Genomic DNA, 20905 nt, shown 5'->3' with positions numbered 1-20905 from the left:
CCCGAACGAAAAGTGAGGCTGCATGAGCGAGTTCTTTGCGCAAAACGTCGACGTCATCCAGCAGCGCTGGCCGGCGTTGGCTGCGCGTTTGCTGGCGCAGGACACGAGCCAGTTGCAGGCCGATCTGGTGGAAGGCCTGGGTTCGACGCTGAGCATCAACGGCATTCAGTTGACCAGCCGCCACGACCGCACCCGCGAAGCAAAATTTCAGGCCGACAGCCTGCCGGTCGACAGCCCGGTGTTGCATGTCTACGGCACCGGCCTGGGCGACCTGCAAATGCAGTTGCTGGAGCGCGCCGGGGTTGAACGGTTGGTTGTGCATATCCTCAACGGCGCGGTGTTTGCGCTGGTACTGCAACTGGTCGATCAGCAGCCGTGGCTGAGCGATCCTCGCGTCGAATTGTTATTCGCCGGTGACAGGCCGGAAATTCAGTTGCCGTATTTTGCCTTGCCGTCCGAACTGGTCCTGGCGGATGACTTCAATGCGAAGATCCGCGATCGGTTGATCAGCGAAACCCACCTGACCTTCAATAATCGTGAATTCGACCCACAGTCGCCCGAGATCGTCGAGCGCTTGCAGGCCAGCCTTGCGCTGGTGCGGACCGATGCTGACGTGGCCAGGTTGTTCGGTTCTCGGCCCGATCAGGAGGTGTTCGTCATTGCCACGGGGCCGAGTCTGGAGCAGCACTTCGAGACCTTGCGCAAGATTCGCAATCAGTCTGAACGACCGTTGTTCATCTGCGTGGATACGGCTTTTCGCCCGTTGCTGCAGAATGGCATCCGTCCCGATGTGGTGGTCAGCATTGACCAGCGCATTTCGGCCCGGCACCTGCCGCCGGAAGACACGGCCGATATCACGCTGGTGTACATGCCGATGCTTGATCCTGTGGTGCTGAAAGCCTGGCAGGGCCCACGATATGCCGGTTACTCCGCGAGCCCGATCTATCAGCTGTTGCGGTCGCAATTGCCCAGGGGCGAGTTGTATGTCGGCGGCAGCGTGATTCATCCGGCGGCAGACCTGGCGGTGAAGATGGGCGCAACGCAGGTCACGCTGTTTGGCGCCGACTTCGCCTTTCCCGGCGACAAGACCCACGCCGGCTGGAACGATGGCGATTTGGGGCCGCAACTGGGCGCCGCCAAACACTGGGTGCTGGATGGTCACGGCCAGCGCATCAAGACCCAGCTCAACTTTCGCAGTTACCTGTGTGAACTGGAGCGTTTTATCGCTGGCCATCCACAGGTGCGCTTCTATAACAGCAGTCGGGCAGGCGCGATGATCGCCGGCAGCGTTTTCCATCCGGAGTTTGCGTCATGAGCGGGCTTGAGTTTTTCGTCGGCGACGCACAGCGATGCGCCGAACTGTTCCGGCTGGGGCGGGATGTGGAAGCCGGGCTGGTGATGATCGATCTGATCGGCGCGGTGCATCCTCATTTCGAGTCGACGTCGCAGCCATCACAGCAGCAGTGGGCCTTTTTGCTCGGCGAAATGTTCGCGTGTCAGGAGGCGCAAAACTGGATTGCGCTGGCCGATTATCTGGAATATGAACTGGTCGAGGTGCTGACCGACAGCCTGTCCGTTTAAGCAATTCCCCTTCTGCCGGTGCAAGCGAACTCTCGCTGAACAGTCACCGGCATTTCCCTGACGTCATTTTTTCGCTGCTGGATCACCGCCAAGCCCTTGATTTACAGGGGGTGGCAACGTGATGGCAAATAATTTTGAAAATCCCCTAAAGCAAGTTGCATTGGCGACGATAACTATTACGAAGGTTCTCTAGGCCATACCCGGCGGTTGCCAGGGCCGGAAGCCGCAGTACCCAACCAACGAGGAATTCGTCATGGCTTTAACAGTAAACACTAACGTTACATCGTTGAACGTTCAGAAAAACCTGAACCGCGCTTCCGACGCTCTGTCGACTTCGATGTCTCGTCTGTCTTCCGGCCTGAAAATCAACAGCGCTAAAGACGACGCCGCCGGCCTGCAGATCACCACTCGTATGACCTCGCAAATCCGCGGTCAGACCATGGCTATCAAAAACGCCAACGACGGTATCTCGATCGCTCAGACCGCTGAAGGCGCGATGCAGGAAACCACCAACATTCTGCAGCGTATGCGTGAACTGGCTGTTCAGGCTCGAAACGACTCGAACGGTACTCAAGACCGTATCGCCCTGAACAAAGAATTCGCGGCAATGTCGGACGAGATCACTCGTATCGCCAACTCCACCAACCTGAACGGCAAGAACCTGCTGGACGGTACCGCTGGCACCATGACCTTCCAGGTTGGTTCCAACACCGGTTCGGCTAACCAGATCACTCTGACTCTGTCTTCCGGTTTCGGCGCTGCAACTCTGTCGGTTGACTCGGCTACTACCCAGATCACTGGTAACAGCTCGGCTACCGCTCAGGCTTCGTTCTCGGCTGCAATCACTCGTATCGATGCTGCTCTGCAGACCATCAACAGTGCACGTGCTGACCTCGGTGCTGCACAAAACCGTCTGACCAGCACCATCTCCAACCTGCAAAACATCAACGAAAACGCCGAAGCAGCACGTGGCCGCGTACAAGATACTGACTTCGCTGCTGAAACTGCACAGCTGACCAAGCAACAAACTCTGCAACAAGCTTCCACCGCAGTTCTGGCTCAGGCCAACCAACTGCCATCCGCTGTACTGAAACTGCTTCAGTAATAGCTGATTGAGTTTTGGCGAGGGGTGCGCGCTGGTCGTGCCCTCTCGCTTTTTTACTTTTAGAGGTGATGGACATGGATATGAGCGTGAAGCTGAGCTTGTCTTATCCGGCGGCCAAACACGTGACCCCGGTTGCGGACCAGTCTTCCGAAAAGCCTCGAGCGGAGCCCGCGAAAGTGGTCGACGTCAAGGAAGTGCGCAAGACTGCCCAGGCTGAGCAGGACAAGCTGAAAATGGCTGTCCAGGAAATTGAAAAGTTCGTTCAGTCGGTCAAGCGTAACCTGGAGTTCTCGATCGATGAGCCTTCAGGGCAAGTGGTTGTAAAAGTGATTGCCAGTGAGTCGGGTGAGGTGGTTCGCCAGATCCCCAACGAAGAAGTTCTTAAACTGGCCAATAGTTTGAATGATGCAAGCAGCCTGTTGTTCAGCGCTAAAGCCTGATAGCTGGCACGAATTTTGTTGTTTTGTTCTTTTGGGCGTTGTAGTGGTCAAAAGACCGGCGACACACTGAAGGGAGTTCCACATGGCAAGTCCAATTTTACCGGGCACAGGTCTAGGCTCTGGCCTCGATACCGGCGCTATCGTCAAAGCCTTGGTAGCTGCTGATAAAGCGGCCAAGCAAGGTCAGATCGACCGTGGGACCACCACCAACACGGCGAGTATTTCCGGGATCGGCACTTTGAAGTCGCTGCTGGCCACGTTCCAGGCGGCGCTCAAGGACCTGGGCAGCACGACCACCCCTCAGTTCACCGGTTTTGCGTCCACCACCTCCGACGCCAAGATTGTCAGCGCCACCGCGAGCAACTCCGCGGTCGCCGGCACCTACACGGTTGTTGTCGACAAACTGGCGACCAGTTCGAAAGTGGCCAGTGCCGCGTTCGCCGGTGGTGCGACCAGCCCGATCGCGCAGGGCACCTTGACCATCAGTCAGGGCGGTAAAAACTACACCGTTGATGTTCCAGCCGGCGCCACTTTGCAGTCGGTCCGCGACTCCATCAACAGCCAATATCAAGCCAGCGGCTTCAGTGCCAACATCGTGTCCGACAGTTTCGGTTCGCGTCTGGTGCTGGGTTCGAGCACCACTGGTGCCGGTTCCGAAATCAAGCTCAGCGGTATTGCGGAATTGGCGATTGACGGAACGCAGCCGATGCCAGGCACGCCAACGGCGACGTCTGCGGGCGCAATCGGGGCGTTGCCTCAGGACGCGAGCTACACCGTTGATGGCATGAAGATGAGCGGTCCTTCCAACACCGTCAGCAACGTTTCCGGGCTGTCGATGAACCTGGTTGCCACAGGCACGGCGACCATTACCGTCGCAGGCAACAACGACGGTTTGAAAGCTTCGATTCAGAAATTTGTCGACGCGTACAACGCCGTCGCCAACGCGGTGACGTCCCTGACCAAACCGTCCCTGGACGACGATGGCAATCCGACCGTCGCTGCCGCGCTGACCGGTGACCCGTTGCCGCGTTCGTTGCTGGCCGCCATTCGTGGTCCGCTGTCGCAGACCGGTGCCGGTGACAAGCTGACTGTGCTGTCGCAGTTGGGGATCACCACTGACCAGAAAACCGGTGCGCTGAACTTTGATTCCGTCAAGTTCACCGCCGCGATGAACGACAAGAAGCTCGGTGGCGAGGTTCAGACCCTGTTCACGGGTACCAACGGTCTGATCGAGCGCATGAACAATGTGATCAAGCCGTATACCGACACCGGCGGCATCCTGGATACGCGTACCACCAACCTGAACGTCACCAAAACCAGGTTGGCCGCCGATCAGGAAGCGCTGGATCGCCGGGTTCAGACCCTGACTGATGTACTGACCAAAAAGTACAACGACATGGACACGCTCGTCGGTAAATTGAAAGCCACGGCCAGCAACATCACCTCGATGTTCGAGGCCATGAGCGCGCAGCAGAAGAACTCGTAACACGCAGAGCGCCAAAAGCCCGGCAGCGTTTTCAAGCGCTCCGGGCTTTTTGCATTTGAATCTAAAGTTTTTTGACGCGTCGTCGATACACTGGTTAGACGAACTGAAAAATTTTGATGAGGTACAACATGAATCCAATGTTAGCCCTTCGCCAATACCAGAAGATTGGCGCTCAGGCGCAAACTTCCGAAGCCAGCCCGCATCGCCTCGTGCAGATGCTGATGGAAGGTGGTCTGGACCGTATCGCTCAGGCCAAAGGCGCGATCGAGCGTAAAGACATTCCGAACAAAGGTGTTCTGATCGGCAAGGCCATTGGCATCATTGGTGGTTTGCGTGAAGGTCTGGACCTCGAAAACTCTATCGAAACGGTCGGTGAACTGGACAACCTGTACACCTACATGATGAAGCGTCTGGCCGAGGCCAACATCAAGACCGATCCTGCGATTCTCGACGAAGTCTCTGATTTGCTTAGAACAGTCAAAGACGGTTGGGATGCTATTGCCGCTCCGGGTCCGCAGTTTTAAGGAGATCACCATGAGTCTTGTATTGCAGCGAATCGAACACACCCGCGAAGCCCTGGTCGGTGCATTGGCCGAGCGAAATTGGGAGGCCATCGGTGAGTTGGACCTGGCGTGCCGTTCCTGCATGGAAGACGTCTTGAGTGAAGCTTCGGTGGATGAGGCGGCGCTGCGCGATAACCTTGAGGAGTTGCTGGGGGTGTATAAGCAGCTTCTGGAGGCCGCGACAGGGGAGAGGCAAGCGATAGTCGACGAGATGTCGCAGATCCATCAAGCACAGAACGCGGCAAAGGTTTACCATCTGTTTGGTTAATTAATCCTCAGTTAATCCGAACGTAGTGCGCCATAAATTTGACTGTGCACGGTTTTTTGACTTAACTAGTGGCTGATTCCAGATTTCAGGCGTCTACAGGCTGTACTTGTCTGCAAGCGTCTAGCTTGCCCCCTATTTTGGGCATTGAGTTGACTAGGGAAGTTGCTATTGCATGTGGCGTGAAACCAAAATTCTGCTGATTGATGACGATAGCGTCCGTCGCCGCGATTTGGCGGTGATTTTAAATTTTCTCGGCGAAGAAAATTTACCCTGCGGTAGCCATGACTGGCAGCAGGCGGTCGGCTCTTTGTCGTCAAGTCGTGAAGTGATCTGTGTCCTGATCGGGACGGTCAATGCTCCTGGCGCGCTTCAAGGCTTGCTAAAGACACTCGCAACCTGGGATGAGTTCCTTCCGGTTTTGTTAATGGGCGATAATTCTTCCGTTGACCTGCCTGAAGACCAGCGTCGCCGCGTGCTGTCGACCCTGGAAATGCCACCCAGCTACAGCAAGTTGCTCGACTCGCTGCACCGCGCCCAGGTCTATCGCGAGATGTACGACCAGGCGCGCGAGCGCGGTCGTCATCGTGAACCCAATCTTTTCCGTAGCCTTGTCGGCACCAGCCGGGCGATTCAACACGTCCGTCAGATGATGCAGCAAGTAGCCGACACCGACGCCAGCGTGCTGATCCTTGGCGAGTCCGGCACCGGCAAGGAAGTGGTTGCGCGCAACCTGCACTATCACTCCAAGCGTCGTGACGCGCCGTTCGTTCCGGTCAACTGCGGGGCGATCCCGGCCGAGTTGCTGGAAAGCGAACTGTTCGGACACGAGAAGGGCGCGTTCACCGGGGCGATCACCAGCCGCGCCGGGCGTTTCGAACTGGCCAACGGCGGCACCCTGTTCCTCGACGAAATCGGCGACATGCCGCTGCCGATGCAGGTCAAGTTGTTGCGCGTGTTGCAAGAGCGCACCTTCGAGCGCGTGGGCAGCAACAAGACCCAAAGCGTCGACGTGCGCATCATTGCTGCGACCCACAAGAATCTCGAAAGCATGATCGAGATCGGCACCTTCCGCGAAGATTTGTACTATCGCCTGAACGTGTTCCCGATCGAGATGGCGCCACTGCGCGAACGTGTCGAAGACATTCCGCTGCTGATGAACGAATTGATCTCGCGCATGGAGCATGAGAAGCGCGGTTCGATCCGTTTCAACTCGGCAGCGATCATGTCGCTGTGCCGTCACGGCTGGCCGGGCAACGTGCGTGAACTCGCCAACCTGGTCGAGCGCATGGCGATCATGCACCCGTACGGGGTGATCGGCGTGGTCGAGCTGCCGAAGAAATTCCGCTACGTCGACGACGAAGACGAACAACTGGTCGACAGCTTGCGCAGTGATCTGGAAGAGCGTGTGGCCATCAACGGGCACACTCCGGATTTCAGCGCCAATGCCATGCTGCCGCCGGAAGGCCTGGACCTCAAAGACTACCTCGGTGGTCTGGAGCAAGGGCTGATCCAGCAGGCGCTGGATGATGCCAATGGCATCGTTGCGCGCGCTGCCGAGCGGTTGCGGATCCGTCGCACCACGCTGGTGGAAAAGATGCGCAAGTACGGCATGAGCCGTCGCGATGGTGATGAACAGGCGGATGATTGACGCCTGTTTTCCAAGTCGTTCATTTATAGCTGGTTTTTTTTAGGCACGGGTATTGCTACATCCCTCGCAACGTTCCGTTTAACTGACGGTCAGCCAAGCGAGAGAGCACGATGCCCCAAGCCGCCCAGATGTCTCCTGTCCCTGACGCTTCGGGGCAATCATCGTCCGTAGAGCAGGCGAGCCGGCTTGGCCTGGAGCAGGCGTTCGCGCTGTTCAGTCAGATGTCGAGCCAGCTCACCGACTCCTACAGCATGCTTGAAGCCCGGGTTACCGAGCTCAAGGGTGAGTTGGCGGTGGTCAGCGCCCAGCGCATGCAAGAGCTGGCGGAAAAAGAACGCCTGGCCAACCGTCTGCAAAATCTCCTCGATCTGTTGCCGGGCGGCGTCATCGTCATCGACGCACAAGGCATCGTGCGTGAAGCCAATCCGGCGGCGTGCGAGCTGCTCGGCCTGCCGCTTGAAGGTGAGCTGTGGCGTCAGGTGATTGCCCGTTGCTTTGCGCCCCGCGAAGACGACGGTCACGAAATTTCCCTCAAGGACGGTCGGCGCCTGTCGATTGCCACGCGCTCGCTGGATGCCGAGCCGGGGCAGTTGGTGCTGCTCAACGACCTGACTGAAACCCGTCACCTGCAAGACCAGTTGGCCCGCCATGAACGCTTGTCGTCCCTCGGTCGAATGGTCGCCTCGCTGGCGCACCAGATCCGCACGCCATTGTCCGCCGCCTTGCTGTACGCCAGCCATTTGACTGAGCAGGAGTTGCCGGTCGCTACCCAGCAACGTTTTGCCGGTCGCTTGAAGGAGCGTCTGCATGAACTGGAGCATCAGGTGCGCGACATGTTGGTGTTCGCACGCGGTGAATTGCCGCTGACGGATCGCGTGACGCCCAAAGTCTTGATGCAATCGCTGCAAGCCGCCGCACTCACCCATGTGCAAGACCTGCCGATTCGCTGGCAGTGCGACAGCCATGCCGGCGAGTTGCTGTGCAACCGCGACACGCTGGTCGGCGCGATTCTGAACCTGATCGAGAACGCGATTCAGGCCAGTGCCGGCGCTGTGCGGCTGAAGGTGCATTTCTACGCCCGTGAAAACAACTTGCGCGTGTGCGTCAGCGACAGCGGCAGTGGCATCGACAGCCAAGTACTGGCGCGTCTGGGCGAACCTTTTTTTACCACTAAAACCACCGGCACCGGCCTCGGGCTCACCGTGGTCAAGGCCGTGGCACGGGCGCATCAGGGTGAATTGCAGTTGCGCTCGCGACCGGGGCGCGGCACGTGTGCGCAAGTGATTCTGCCGCTGTTTTCGGGTGAAATGCCCAGCGCTCAGAGAGCGAAGTGAAGGCCATGGCAATCAAGGTTCTACTGGTTGAAGACGACCGCGCGCTGCGCGAAGCCCTGGCCGATACGCTATTGCTCGCGGGGCACGATTACACGGCGGTCGGCTCGGCTGAAGACGCGTTGACGGCGGTCGATAGTGAGGCGTTCAGCCTGGTGATCAGCGACGTCAATATGCCCGGTATGGACGGCCATCAACTGCTCGGTCTGCTGCGTGCGCGCCAGCCGCAGTTGCCGGTGCTGCTGATGACGGCGCATGGGGCGGTTGAGCGTGCCGTCGATGCGATGCGTCAAGGCGCGGCAGATTATCTGGTCAAGCCGTTCGAGCCTAAAGCCTTGCTCGATCTGGTGGCGCGGCACGCCTTGGGCAATCTCGGCGCGACTGACAGCGAAGGGCCGATTGCTTTCGAGCCGGCCAGTGCGCAACTGCTGGAACTGGCGGCGCGGGTCGCACGCAGTGACTCCACGGTGCTGATCTCCGGCGAGTCCGGCACCGGTAAAGAAGTGTTGGCGCGCTACATTCATCAACAGTCCCGTCGCGCCAGTCAGCCGTTCATCGCGATCAACTGCGCGGCGATCCCGGACAACATGCTCGAAGCCACGTTGTTCGGTCATGAAAAAGGTTCGTTCACCGGCGCCATTTCGGCCCAGGCTGGCAAGTTCGAACAGGCTGACGGCGGCACCATCCTGCTCGACGAAATTTCCGAAATGCCCCTCGGGCTCCAGGCCAAGTTGCTGCGCGTATTGCAGGAGCGCGAAGTCGAACGGGTTGGCGCCCGCAAACCGATCATCCTGGACATTCGGGTGGTCGCGACCACCAACCGGGACCTGGCGGGTGAAGTGGCGGCGGGGCGGTTTCGTGAAGACCTTTATTATCGGCTGTCGGTGTTTCCGCTGGCCTGGCGTCCGCTGCGCGAGCGCACCGCCGACATCCTGCCGCTGGCCGAGCGCCTGCTGGCCAAGCACGTCAATAAAATGAAGCATGCCGCGGCGCGCCTGTCGCCCGAGGCGCAGGCGTGCCTGATCGGTTATCCATGGCCGGGCAATGTGCGCGAGCTGGACAACGCGATTCAGCGCGCGCTGATTCTGCAGCAGGGTGGTTTGATCCAGCCGCAGGATTTCTGCCTGTCCGGGCCGATTGCCTGCGCGCCGTTGCCAGCATTGGTTGCAGCGCCGGTGCGGGCAGTCGAAGTCGACGCCGAATCGGCCGGCGCGCTGGGCGATGACCTGCGTCGGCGTGAATTCCAGATGATCATCGACACCTTGCGCGCCGAGCGTGGCCGGCGCAAAGAGGCCGCCGAACGCCTGGGCATCAGCCCGCGCACCTTGCGCTACAAGCTGGCGCAGATGCGCGATGCCGGCATGGACGTCGAAGCCTACTTGTTCGCCACCTGAAAGTTGACGCAAGCAACAACGATCTACAGGTGGGGGCGGGCTTGCCCGCGAAGACGGAGTGTCAGCCGACACTTAAGTGACTGTTACACCGCCTTCGTGAGCAAGCCCGCTCCCATAATGGTTTGTGATGATTCACGATTCAGGAAAGCCTGTGCAGGCTTTTGTGAAGCGAGGCCACGGAGCTGGCACCCTTGTTGCTAACACCTCACTACCCGCCGAGTGAGTGTCAAAAAAATTGCGGGTCGCCAACGACGTAGCTTCGTCAAAGAGAGAAATCATGAGCCAAGGTATTGAATTCAATCGGTTGATGCTGGATATGCGTTCCATGCAAATGGATGCCATGTCTGCGCCTAAATCGACTGCCGCCGTCCCTGAACTGGGTGGCAGCAGCTTTTCCGACATGCTCGGTCAAGCCGTCAATAAAGTGAACGACACTCAGCAAGCGTCGAGTCAGTTGGCCAGCGCCTTCGAGATCGGCAAAAGCGGCGTCGACCTGACGGACGTGATGATTTCCTCGCAGAAGGCCAGCGTGTCTTTCCAGGCGTTGACCCAAGTGCGCAACAAGCTGGTTCAGGCATACCAAGACATCATGCAGATGCCGGTTTAAGGACGAATTGAGTCATGGCAGAAGCAGTCGCTGATAACGTTCCGGCCAAGGCCACCCCGATCGACGGCAAACCGCCGCTGTTCGGCTTGTCCTTCCTGGAAAACCTCTCCGAGATGACCGTGCTGCGTCAGGTAGGCCTGTTGGTCGGCCTGGCCGCCAGTGTGGCGATTGGTTTTGCCGTGGTGTTGTGGTCCCAGCAGCCGGACTACCGGCCTCTGTACGGCAGCCTTGCCGGGATGGACGCCAAGCAGGTCATGGAAACCCTGGCCAGTGCCGATATTCCGTACACCGTTGAACCGAATTCCGGCGCCTTGCTGGTCAAGGCCGATGACCTGTCCCGTGCGCGGCTCAAGCTCGCGGCAGCTGGTGTCACTCCCACTGACGGCAACATCGGTTTTGAAATTCTCGACAAGGACCAGGGCCTCGGGACCAGCCAGTTCATGGAAGCGACGCGTTATCGTCGCGGCCTCGAAGGTGAGCTGGCGCGGACCATTTCCAGCCTGAACAACGTCAAGGGTGCCCGCGTGCACCTGGCCATTCCGAAAAGCTCGGTGTTCGTGCGTGACGAACGCAAGCCAAGCGCTTCGGTGTTGGTCGAGTTGTACTCGGGCCGCTCGCTGGAGCCAGGTCAGGTCGTCGCGATCATCAACCTGGTGGCCACCAGCGTTCCTGAACTGAGCAAATCCCAGATCACCGTGGTTGACCAGAAGGGCAACCTGCTGTCGGATCAGGCGGAAAATTCCGAACTGACCATGGCCGGCAAGCAATTCGATTACAGCCGTCGCATGGAAACCATGTTGACCCAGCGCGTGCACAACATCCTGCAACCGGTGCTGGGCAACGACCGCTATAAAGCCGAAGTCTCGGCCGATGTGGATTTCAGTGCCGTCGAGTCGACGTCCGAGCAGTTCAACCCGGATCAACCGGCGTTGCGCAGCGAGCAGTCGGTCAACGAACAACGCACCGCCAGCAATGGCCCGCAAGGTGTGCCAGGTGCCCTGAGCAACCAGCCGCCGTCGCCGGCCTCCGCGCCGCAAACCACCGGTGGCACCACCGCGGCGGCCGGCATGGTGCAGCCAGGCCAACCATTGGTCGATGCCAACGGTCAGCAAATCATGGACCCGGCCACCGGTCAGCCGATGCTGGCGCCGTACCCGGCCGACAAGCGTCAACAATCCACCAAGAACTTCGAACTCGACCGTTCGATCAGCCACACCAAACAACAGCAGGGCCGTTTGAATCGCCTGTCGGTGTCGGTGGTCGTGGACGATCAGGTCAAGGTCAATGCCGCCAACGGCGAAACCACCCGCGCGCCGTGGAGCGCCGACGAATTGGCGCGGTTCACTCGCCTGGTTCAGGACGCGGTCGGTTTCGACGCCAGCCGTGGTGACAGCGTCAGTGTGATCAACATGCCGTTCTCCGCCGAACGCGGTGAAGTGATTGCCGACATTCCGTTCTACTCCCAGCCCTGGTTCTGGGACATCGTCAAACAAGTGCTGGGTGTGTTGTTCATCCTGGTGCTGGTGTTCGGCGTGCTGCGCCCGGTGCTCAACAACATCACCGGTGGCGGCAAGGGCAAACAACTGGCCGGCATAGGCAGCGACGTCGAGTTGGGTGGCATGGGCGGCCTGGACGGCGAACTGGCCAACGACCGCGTCAGCCTCGGCGGGCCAACCAGCATCCTGCTGCCGAGCCCGAGCGAAGGCTATGACGCACAGCTGAATGCAATCAAGAGTCTGGTGGCAGAAGATCCGGGTCGCGTGGCCCAGGTCGTGAAAGAGTGGATTAACGCAGATGAGTGATAACCGAGCCGTTGCCGCCAAACTGACCAAGGTCGACAAAGCCGCGATTCTGCTGCTGTCCCTGGGTTCCACCGATGCTGCCCAGGTTTTGCGCCACATGGGGCCTAAAGAGGTCCAGCGTGTGGGCGTGGCGATGGCCCAGATGGGCAACGTGCACCGCGAGCAAGTCGAACAGGTCATGAGCGAGTTCGTCGATATCGTCGGCGACCAGACCAGCCTGGGCGTCGGCTCCGACGACTACGTGCGCAAGATGCTCACCCAGGCCCTGGGCGAAGACAAGGCCAACGGCCTGATCGACCGCATCCTGCTTGGTGGCAACACCAGTGGCCTCGACAGCCTGAAGTGGATGGAGCCACGCGCCGTCGCCGACGTCATCCGTTTCGAGCACCCGCAGATCCAGGCGATCGTCGTGGCGTACCTCGACCCGGACCAGGCCGGTGAAGTGCTTGGCAACTTCGACCACAAGGTGCGCCTGGACATTATCCTGCGCGTCTCGTCGTTGAACACCGTGCAACCTGCGGCCCTGAAAGAACTCAACCAGATTCTCGAGAAGCAGTTCTCCGGCAACTCGAATGCCTCGCGCACCACCCTGGGTGGCATCAAGCGCGCGGCCGACATCATGAACTTCCTCGACAGCTCGATCGAAGGTCAATTGATGGACTCGATCCGCGAAGTCGACGAAGACCTGTCCGGTCAGATCGAAGACCTCATGTTCGTGTTCAACAACCTGTCCGATGTCGACGACCGTGGCATTCAGGCTTTGCTGCGCGAAGTGTCCTCCGACGTGCTGGTGCTGGCCCTCAAGGGTTCGGACGAAGGCGTCAAGGAAAAGATCTTCAAGAACATGTCCAAACGGGCGGCCGAACTGTTGCGCGACGACCTCGAGGCCAAAGGCCCGGTGCGCGTCAGCGACGTGGAAACCGCGCAGAAAGAAATCCTCACCATTGCCCGCCGTATGGCCGAAGCCGGAGAAATCGTTCTCGGCGGGAAGGGCGGCGAAGAGATGATCTAAGGTCACTATGTCGTCCAAACATGATGAGTCCCAGACCGACCTGATTCGCGGCAAGAACGTTGCCGGGTTCGACGTCTGGGCGCTGCCCAGTTTCGATCCGTTTGTGCCGGAGCCCGAGCCGGAGCCCGAACCCGAGCCACCGGAAATGGAGGAAGTGCCGCTGGACGAAGTCCAGCCACTGACCCTCGAAGAACTCGAAAGCATCCGTCAGGAGGCTTACAACGAAGGCTTCGCCATCGGCGAGAAAGAAGGTTTTCACAGCACCTCGCTCAAGGTTCGTCAGGAAGCCGAAGCGGCGCTGGCGCCGAAGATTGCCGGCCTTGAGCAACTGATGGTCAACCTGTTCGAGCCCATCGCCGAGCAGGACACCCAGATTGAAAAATCCCTGGTCGACCTCGTGCAGCACATCACCCGACAGGTGATTCAGCGCGAGCTCGCCATCGATTCGACGCAGATCGAACACGTCATGCGCGAAGCCCTCAAGCTGCTGCCACTGGGCGTGGGCAATGTGCGGCTGTACATCAATCCGCAGGATTTCGAACAGGTCAAAGCCCTGCGCGAGCGCCATGAAGAAACTTGGCGCATCGTCGAAGACGAATCGTTGCTGCCGGGCGGTTGCCGGGTCGAGACGGAGCACAGTCGCATTGACGCCACGGTTGAAACCCGAGTTGCCCAGGTCATGGCCAAGCTGTTCGATCAGTTGCACGATCAGGCGCTGCACCCAGCCGCGCCGGACCTGAGCCTGGAACTTCCAGTCGACGCCAAACCGGCGGCCGAACCGCTGGCAGAACCTGCACTGGACGTCCCTGATGCGCCTTGACCGCACCAGTTTCGCCAAGCGCTTGGGCAGCTATGTCGAAGTCACGGAACTGGCCGGCGCACCGATCCTCGAAGGCCGCCTGCTGCGCATGGTCGGTCTGACCCTCGAAGCCGAAGGTTTGCGCGCCGCCATGGGCAGCCGCTGCATGGTCATCAACGACGACAGCTATCACCCGGTGCAGGTCGAAGCCGAGGTCATGGGGTTCTCCGGCAGCAAAGTATTCCTGATGCCGGTTGGCAGCGTTGCCGGTATTGCGCCCGGCGCCCGTGTGGTGCCGATGGCCGACACCGGCCGCTTGCCGATGGGCATGAGCATGCTCGGCCGAGTGCTCGATGGCGCCGGGCGCGCGCTCGACGGCAAGGGCGGGATGAAGGCCGAAGACTGGGTGCCGATGGACGGCCCGACGATCAACCCGCTCAAGCGCGAACCGATCAGCGAGCCGCTGGACGTGGGCATCCGCACCATCAACGGTTTGTTGACGGTCGGTCGCGGCCAGCGTCTGGGCCTGTTTGCCGGTACTGGCGTCGGTAAATCGGTGCTGCTGGGCATGATGACTCGCTTCACCGAGGCCGACATCATCGTGGTCGGGCTGATCGGTGAGCGGGGTCGTGAAGTTAAAGAATTCATCGAGCACATCCTCGGTGAAGAAGGGCTCAAGCGTTCGGTCGTCGTGGCGTCGCCGGCGGACGATGCGCCGCTGATGCGTTTGCGCGCCGCGATGTATTGCACGCGGATCGCCGAGTATTTCCGCGACAAGGGCAAGAACGTCCTGTTGCTGATGGATTCCCTGACCCGTTTCGCCCAGGCCCAGCGAGAGATCGCCTTGGCCATCGGCGAACCGCCAGCGACCAAGGGTTATCCGCCGTCGGTGTTCGCCAAGTTGCCGAAACTGGTGGAGCGCGCCGGTAATGCGGAGAAGGGCGGTGGTTCGATCACCGCGTTCTACACCGTTCTGTCCGAAGGCGATGACCAGCAGGATCCGATTGCCGATGCCGCCCGAGGCGTGCTCGACGGGCACATCGTGTTGTCCCGGCGTCTGGCGGAGGAAGGGCATTACCCGGCCATCGACATCGAAGCATCGATCAGTCGGGTCATGCCGTCGGTGGTCAGCCCCGCGCACATGGCGCGCGCGCAGATGTTCAAGCAGTACTGGTCGCGTTATCAGCAGAGCCGTGACTTGATCAGCGTCGGTGCGTACGTACCCGGTGGCGATCGTGAAACCGACACCGCCATTACGTTGCAGCCGGCCATGACCACCTACCTGCGTCAGGGCTTGAACGACAACATCGGCATGGGCGCCAGCGAAAACCATCTTGCTTCCATCTTCGCCCCGGCACCGGGCGGCTAACCGGCCATGGCCCTGAGCCGAGCCGCACGCCTGGCGCCCGTGGTGGAAATGGCCGAAAAGGCCGAAAAAACCGCAGTCATGCGTCTCGGCCACTTCCAGGGCCAGGTCCGTGTGGCGGAAAGCAAACTTGCCGACCTTGAAAACTTTCGCCTCGAATACCAGGAGCAATGGATCGTACGCGGCAGCAGCGGCGTGTCCGGCCAGTGGTTGCTGGGTTATCAGGGCTTCCTGGCGCAGCTGGGCACGGCCATCGATCAGCAACGCCAGAGCCTCAACTGGCACCAAAACAACCTGAACAAGGCTCGCGATTCGTGGCAACAGGCGTTTGCCCGGGTCGAAGGCTTGCGCAAACTGGTGCAACGCTACATGGACGAGGCGCGAAAGCTGGAAGACAAGCGCGAGCAGAAGTTGCTGGATGAATTATCCCAGCGGCTGCCCAGGCATGACCCGTATTGAGTCAGGTCGAGCGCGTTGTCGTTCTTCGCCGGGTTTGGCGAACCGCTGATACCTCCCGCCTTGCCGCCGCCCCCGGCAGGTGCTAAACCTTGTACAAGCACGTTACCCAAAGACAAGGAAGCCGCTCAATGTCAGTCGTTACAGAAGTCTCCCAGGATGGGCAAAAGCTGACGATCTCGATCAAGGGACGATTCGATTTCGCCAAGCATCAGGAATTTCGTGAATCCTACGAAGGACTTTCGCGAAAACCCGAGTCCATCGAAGTGAATTTGAAAGACGCCACCTACCTCGACAGTTCGGCGCTCGGCATGTTGCTGCTGCTGCGCGACCACGCGGGAGGCGACAATTCCGATATACGCGTCGTCAATAGCAGCTCGGACGTGCGCAAGATCCTCGCCATCTCCAACTTCGACAAACTGTTCGATATCAGTTGACTGCCATGCAGTCGGCCGAGCCGTTAACCATCCTCATTGCCGAAGACAGCGCGGCCGATCGTATGCTGCTGTCGAGTATCGTCCGTCGTCAGGGGCACCAGGTGCTCACGGCCGCCAACGGTGCCGAGGCGGTCGAAGCGTTCCGGCAGCAGCGACCGCACCTGGTGCTGATGGACGCGATGATGCCGGTGATGGACGGCTTCGAGGCGGCGCGCCAGATCAAGGTGCTGGCCGGTGAAACCCTGGTGCCGATCATCTTCCTGACTTCGCTGACCGAAAGCGAAGCGCTGGCCCGCTGCCTGGAAGCGGGGGGTGACGATTTTCTGGCCAAGCCATACAACCAGGTGATCCTCGCCGCCAAAATCAAGGCGATGGATCGTCTACGACGGTTGCAGGCCACGGTATTGCAGCAGCGCGACTTGATCGCCAAACACCACGATTACTTGCTCAACGAGCAGCGGGTGGCCAAGGCGGTGTTCGACAAGGTGGCGCACTCCGGCTGCCTGAATGCGCCCAACATTCGCTACCTGCAATCGCCTTACGCGCTGTTCAACGGTGACCTGCTGCTGGCCGCGTTCACCCCGGCGGGCGACATGCATGTGTTGCTGGGCGATTTCACCGGCCACGGGCTGCCGGCGGCCGTCGGAGCGATGCCGCTGGCGGAGGTGTTCTACGGCATGACCGCCAAGGGCTACGGCCTGTCGGAAACCCTGCGCGAAATGAATGCCAAGCTCAAGCGCATCCTGCCGGTGGACATGTTCTGCTGCGCGACGTTGCTGTGTTTGAGCTTTCAGCGCCGTTCGGTGGAAGTGTGGAACGGCGGGATGCCGGACGGTTACCTGCACCGCATTGCCAACGGTGAGCGCACGCCGTTGCCGTCGCGGCATCTGCCACTGGGCGTCCTGAGCCCGCACGCCTTCGACGATTGCACGGAGGTGTTGCCGATGGCCGTGGGCGACCGGGTGTTCCTGCTGTCCGACGGGGTGATCGACACCTGCGACGCCAATGAACAGTTGTTTGGCGTGGAGCGCTTGCAGCGAGTGTTCGCGGCCAATCAGCAGCCGGAAAAACTGTTCGAGGACATCGAGCAGGCGTTGCGCGACTTCCGTGGTGAAACGCGCGATGACGTGAGCATGCTCGAGATCAGTCTGCTGGACGCGGCGCAATTGACGCCACCGGCCGTGATGTACTCCGACAGCGGTCAGTCTTGCCCGCTGGACTGGTCGGTCAGCTTCGAGTTTCGCGCCGATACGCTCAAGCGCTTCAATCCGCTGCCTTACCTGTTGCAGTTGCTGCTGGAGGTGCACGGTCTGCGGGCTCGCAGCGGTGCGCTCTACAGTGTGCTGGCGGAACTGTATTCCAATGCCCTGGAGCACGGCGTGCTTGGGCTGGACTCAAGCCTCAAGCGCGATGTTGCGGGTTTTGCGCGTTATTATCAGCAGCGCAATGAGCGACTCGACGCGCTGCACGACGGTTATGTGCGGGTGCATCTGCAGGTCACGCCCAAGGCCGAGGGCGGCAGCCTGACCATACGGGTCGAGGACAGTGGCAAGGGCTTCGATGTGGCGCGAGTCATGGAGCGGCCACTTGATGGCATCCGTCTGTCGGGACGCGGCGTCAGCCTGATCCGACAGTTGAGCGATCACGCCAGCTGGTCCGACGATGGTCGCAGTGCTCGCGTGGAGTTTTCGTGGGAGGCTCTGGCATAATTCACGCGTTCTTGATCAAGGAGTGAGCAAGTGGCTGACACACATCTGGACCGAAACGTGCTGAGCGCGTTGCAGGAAGTGATGGAGGATGAATATCCGACGTTGCTGGATACTTTTCTGGCCGATTCCGAAGAGCGATTGCGTCTGCTGCGAAAAGCCGACGATGCGGCTCAACTCATGAATGCTGCCCATAGTTTCAAGGGCAGCAGCAGCAATATGGGCGCCATTCGCCTGGCCGAGTTGTGCAATGAGCTTGAGCAGCGCGCCAAGCAACAAAGGCTTGCCGGAATCGAAGCACTGGTAGGCGAAATCGATGGCGAATTTGCCATAGTCAAACCGCTTTACGAAGCCGAGCGTCAACGCTCGCTGGCCGGCTAGAGTGACCGCCCGGCGCTTTTAACGCTTGCCGGGCAAACCTGGCCCAACCCTTGCACTCAACTTGCTCACCTGTACCTACGATCCCAGTGCAGCGGAGACCGTTTTATGCCCGTTACCCCCAATTCACTTCTTCAGGCCAGCCCAGCGGCCAAGACGCTTGCCGCCCCCGCCAATACCCCGGCGCCGGCCGCCGAGCCAGGGGACAAGGCGTCCAGCTTCGCTGATGTTTACGCTAACCAGGCGCAGAACAAGCCTGCTGTCGCCGCCGATAAGCCGGCCGCCTCTGATGCTGACAATGCCACGCAGGGCGCGGTTAAACCAGACGCCGCCAGCGACAAGGCTGCCGCCCCGGAACCTGCGGTTGCCGATAGCGGCAATTCCTTGCCCGCCGATAAACCGGCGCCGGTCGATGATTTAACGGCCAGCGACGACACGCCGCAGATTACCGACACGCCGTTGGCCGATGCGCCGCCAGTCGATCCGAGTATCGACCCGTCGCTGGATCCTGCCTTGATGCAGGCTGCACAGCCGATGGTCCTCGTGCCGGTTGTGGAAACCACCCCACCGGTTGCCCCGACTGTGCAAGCGCAGGTTGCCGCTCCGGTTGCCGCCGCCGTCGTTGCCGCACCAGTGCCAGCGGCCGTCGCTACCACCACGCCTCCCGCCAGCGACTTCGATCCCGAAGCCGATCCGCTCGACGCGTTGCCAGCCGTGCGCCTGGCCATGGAGCAGGGCGGTCACGTGTCTGCTGCCAGTCAGGCTCAACCGAAAGCAACGCCGGTGCAAACCCAGGCCGACGGTGAACTGACCTCGGCGCAGAACTTTGCCGCCGGCATGGCCAGCATGCTTGACGTGCAAGCGGACAAGGACAGCACCAGTCAGAACGGCGAGAAAACCTTCAGCGGGCTGATCGATGACGGCCTCAAGGATCTGAAATCCGCCAGCAGCGACACCCGCGTCGATGATTTCGCCAACCGTCTGGCGGCACTGACTCAGGCTGCAACGCCGAAAACCGCGAATGCGCTACCGGTGAATCAGCCGATCGCCATGCACCAGAGCGGCTGGACCGAAGAAGTGGTCAATCGGGTCATGTACCTGTCCAGCGCCAACCTGAAAGCGGCGGACATTCAACTGCAACCGGCCGAACTGGGGCGCCTTGATATTCGGGTCAACATGGTTCCGGACCAGCAGACCCAGGTCACCTTCATAAGCGCCCATCCGAGCGTTCGCGAAGCGCTGGACAGCCAGATGCATCGCTTGCGTGACATGTTCACGCAGCAGGGCATGGGCCAGGTCGATGTCAACGTGTCCGACCAGTCCCGTGGCTGGCAAGGCCAGGGTCAGGAACAGGCCCAGCAGGGGCAGGGCGGTCGCACCAGCGCCAATGGCGGCCGACTTGACGCCATGGATGACGAGATCGAGCCGAGTATTGCTGAAGCGGCCGCCACCACCACCAGCGTCATCGGCTCCAGCGCCGTCGACTACTACGCCTGATTCAACACATACCCTGTGGGAGCGGGCTTGCTCGCGAAGACGCAGTGTCAGTCAATAGAGATGTCGACTGATACACCGCCTTCGCGAGCGAGCCCGCTCCCACATTGGTTTGTGGTGCCCACACTAAAGCCCTCCCGACACTTCTGGCATAACACTTGCTCTTGCCTTGCCGTGCGACTGTGAAAACCCGAATAGTGACGGATTATTGGCATGGCGAAGAGCGACGCAGCAGTAAAAGACCCCGCAACCAAAGGCAAGATCAAGCTGATCATTTTGATCGTGGTGGCCCTGCTGCTGGCGATCGGCACGTCCGTGGGGGCGACATGGTTCTTCATGCATGGCGCCCAGAGCAAGCCTGAGCCCACCGCCGAAACCGCCGTTTCCGGCAAGCAGCCGGCGGTGTTCGAACCGATGGCGCCGGCGTTCGTGGCCAACTACAACCAGAACGGTCGTCAGCGTTACATGCAGGTGAGCATCACCATGCTGGGGCGCAACCAGGCTGATCTGGAAGCCCTCAAAGTGCACATGCCGGTCATCCGCAATAACCTGGTCATGCTGTTCTCCGGCCAGGATTTTGCCACGCTGGCGACCCCGGTCGGCCAGGAGATGTTGCGTCAGAAGGCCACGGCCAGCGTCCAGGAAGTGGCGCAGAAAGAGCTGGGCAAAGTGGTGATCGAACAGTTGCTTTTCACTAATTTCGTACTGCAGTAGGAACACGACATGGCCGTGCAGGACCTGCTGTCCCAGGATGAGATCGATGCGCTGTTGCATGGCGTCGACGATGGTCTGGTACAGACCGATAACGTTGCTGAACCCGGCAGCGTCAAAAGCTACGACCTGACCAGTCAGGATCGCATCGTCCGCGGACGCATGCCGACCCTGGAAATGATCAACGAGCGTTTCGCTCGTTACACCCGCATCAGCATGTTCAACATGCTGCGCCGCTCGGCGGACGTTGCCGTCGGTGGTCTACCTCCTCCACAGGTGTTGCATGAAGATCGCTGTGCTGTCGCGGAATCCGCGTCTGTA

General features: G+C 60.1%; 21 protein-coding genes and 1 pseudogene. All 22 read left to right on the top strand.

What is annotated here, in order from left to right:
* The first annotated feature begins 22 nt into the window (after positions 1-22).
* On the top strand, positions 23-1315 hold the full coding sequence (locus tag ACQKP4_RS17345; RefSeq protein ID WP_427634882.1) for a motility associated factor glycosyltransferase family protein: 1293 nt from the start codon (positions 23-25) through the stop codon (positions 1313-1315).
* On the top strand, positions 1312-1581 hold the full coding sequence (locus ACQKP4_RS17340; RefSeq protein ID WP_427634881.1) for a hypothetical protein: 270 nt from the start codon (positions 1312-1314) through the stop codon (positions 1579-1581). The genes ACQKP4_RS17345 and ACQKP4_RS17340 overlap by 4 nt, the downstream gene beginning before the upstream one ends.
* Before the next feature lie 253 nt (positions 1582-1834).
* Positions 1835-2686, top strand: coding sequence for a flagellin domain-containing protein (locus ACQKP4_RS17335; protein ID WP_427634880.1), 852 nt, complete (start codon positions 1835-1837; stop codon positions 2684-2686).
* A 74-nt stretch (positions 2687-2760) separates the two neighbouring features.
* Positions 2761-3126: a flagellar protein FlaG gene (locus tag ACQKP4_RS17330; RefSeq protein WP_427634879.1), complete on the top strand. Its 366-nt coding sequence runs from the start codon at positions 2761-2763 to the stop codon at positions 3124-3126.
* Positions 3127-3208: 82 nt separating this feature from the next.
* Entirely contained in the window at positions 3209-4612 is a 1404-nt protein-coding gene (gene fliD / locus ACQKP4_RS17325; RefSeq protein ID WP_427634878.1) for a flagellar filament capping protein FliD, read from the top strand.
* Positions 4613-4740: 128 nt separating this feature from the next.
* A complete protein-coding gene (gene fliS, locus ACQKP4_RS17320; protein WP_427634877.1) occupies positions 4741-5136 on the top strand; it encodes a flagellar export chaperone FliS in 396 nt (131 codons plus the stop codon).
* 10 nt (positions 5137-5146) lie between these two features.
* On the top strand, positions 5147-5443 hold the full coding sequence (locus ACQKP4_RS17315; RefSeq protein WP_046032823.1) for a hypothetical protein: 297 nt from the start codon (positions 5147-5149) through the stop codon (positions 5441-5443).
* Between the two features lie 172 nt (positions 5444-5615).
* Positions 5616-7091 carry a sigma-54 dependent transcriptional regulator gene (locus tag ACQKP4_RS17310; RefSeq protein ID WP_427634876.1) on the top strand — a complete coding sequence of 492 codons (1476 nt, stop codon included), beginning with the start codon at positions 5616-5618 and terminating at the stop codon, positions 7089-7091.
* 128 nt (positions 7092-7219) lie between these two features.
* A complete protein-coding gene (locus ACQKP4_RS17305; protein WP_427634900.1) occupies positions 7220-8425 on the top strand; it encodes a sensor histidine kinase in 1206 nt (401 codons plus the stop codon).
* A 5-nt stretch (positions 8426-8430) separates the two neighbouring features.
* A complete protein-coding gene (fleR, locus tag ACQKP4_RS17300; protein ID WP_427634875.1) occupies positions 8431-9816 on the top strand; it encodes a sigma-54-dependent response regulator transcription factor FleR in 1386 nt (461 codons plus the stop codon).
* Positions 9817-10093: 277 nt separating this feature from the next.
* Entirely contained in the window at positions 10094-10423 is a 330-nt protein-coding gene (gene fliE, locus ACQKP4_RS17295) for a flagellar hook-basal body complex protein FliE (RefSeq protein ID WP_010456962.1), read from the top strand.
* Positions 10424-10437: 14 nt separating this feature from the next.
* Complete coding sequence (gene fliF / locus ACQKP4_RS17290; RefSeq protein WP_427634874.1) at positions 10438-12225, top strand: flagellar basal-body MS-ring/collar protein FliF; 1788 nt, start codon at positions 10438-10440, stop codon at positions 12223-12225.
* Positions 12218-13237, top strand: coding sequence for a flagellar motor switch protein FliG (gene fliG, locus ACQKP4_RS17285; RefSeq protein WP_427634873.1), 1020 nt, complete (start codon positions 12218-12220; stop codon positions 13235-13237). Before fliF ends, fliG begins: the two co-directional genes overlap by 8 nt.
* 7 nt (positions 13238-13244) lie before the next feature.
* Positions 13245-14057 (top strand): flagellar assembly protein FliH, encoded by an 813-nt coding sequence (gene fliH / locus ACQKP4_RS17280; protein ID WP_427634872.1) that lies wholly within the window; start codon positions 13245-13247, stop codon positions 14055-14057.
* Positions 14047-15405 carry a flagellar protein export ATPase FliI gene (fliI, locus tag ACQKP4_RS17275; protein WP_427634871.1) on the top strand — a complete coding sequence of 453 codons (1359 nt, stop codon included), beginning with the start codon at positions 14047-14049 and terminating at the stop codon, positions 15403-15405. The genes fliH and fliI overlap by 11 nt, the downstream gene beginning before the upstream one ends.
* A 6-nt stretch (positions 15406-15411) precedes the next feature.
* A complete protein-coding gene (gene fliJ, locus ACQKP4_RS17270; RefSeq protein WP_427634870.1) occupies positions 15412-15861 on the top strand; it encodes a flagellar export protein FliJ in 450 nt (149 codons plus the stop codon).
* 128 nt (positions 15862-15989) lie between these two features.
* Complete coding sequence (locus ACQKP4_RS17265; RefSeq protein ID WP_427634869.1) at positions 15990-16295, top strand: STAS domain-containing protein; 306 nt, start codon at positions 15990-15992, stop codon at positions 16293-16295.
* 5 nt (positions 16296-16300) lie between these two features.
* Positions 16301-18004 carry an ATP-binding SpoIIE family protein phosphatase gene (locus ACQKP4_RS17260; protein WP_427634899.1) on the top strand — a complete coding sequence of 568 codons (1704 nt, stop codon included), beginning with the start codon at positions 16301-16303 and terminating at the stop codon, positions 18002-18004.
* A 30-nt stretch (positions 18005-18034) separates the two neighbouring features.
* Positions 18035-18382, top strand: coding sequence for an Hpt domain-containing protein (locus ACQKP4_RS17255; protein ID WP_427634868.1), 348 nt, complete (start codon positions 18035-18037; stop codon positions 18380-18382).
* 105 nt (positions 18383-18487) lie between these two features.
* A complete protein-coding gene (locus ACQKP4_RS17250) occupies positions 18488-19876 on the top strand; it encodes a flagellar hook-length control protein FliK (protein ID WP_427634867.1) in 1389 nt (462 codons plus the stop codon).
* Positions 19877-20086: 210 nt separating this feature from the next.
* Positions 20087-20587 carry a flagellar basal body-associated protein FliL gene (gene fliL, locus ACQKP4_RS17245; protein ID WP_427634866.1) on the top strand — a complete coding sequence of 167 codons (501 nt, stop codon included), beginning with the start codon at positions 20087-20089 and terminating at the stop codon, positions 20585-20587.
* A gap of 9 nt (positions 20588-20596) precedes the next feature.
* Positions 20597-20905: pseudogene (locus ACQKP4_RS17240) on the top strand (hypothetical protein); the annotation flags it as partial.

Source organism: Pseudomonas sp. NPDC086278 (genome assembly GCF_050280905.1).
In the GTDB taxonomy this organism is placed as follows: domain Bacteria; phylum Pseudomonadota; class Gammaproteobacteria; order Pseudomonadales; family Pseudomonadaceae; genus Aquipseudomonas.
Note: the sequence above shows the minus strand (reverse complement) of the source record. Positions and strands in the feature narration are given on the sequence as shown.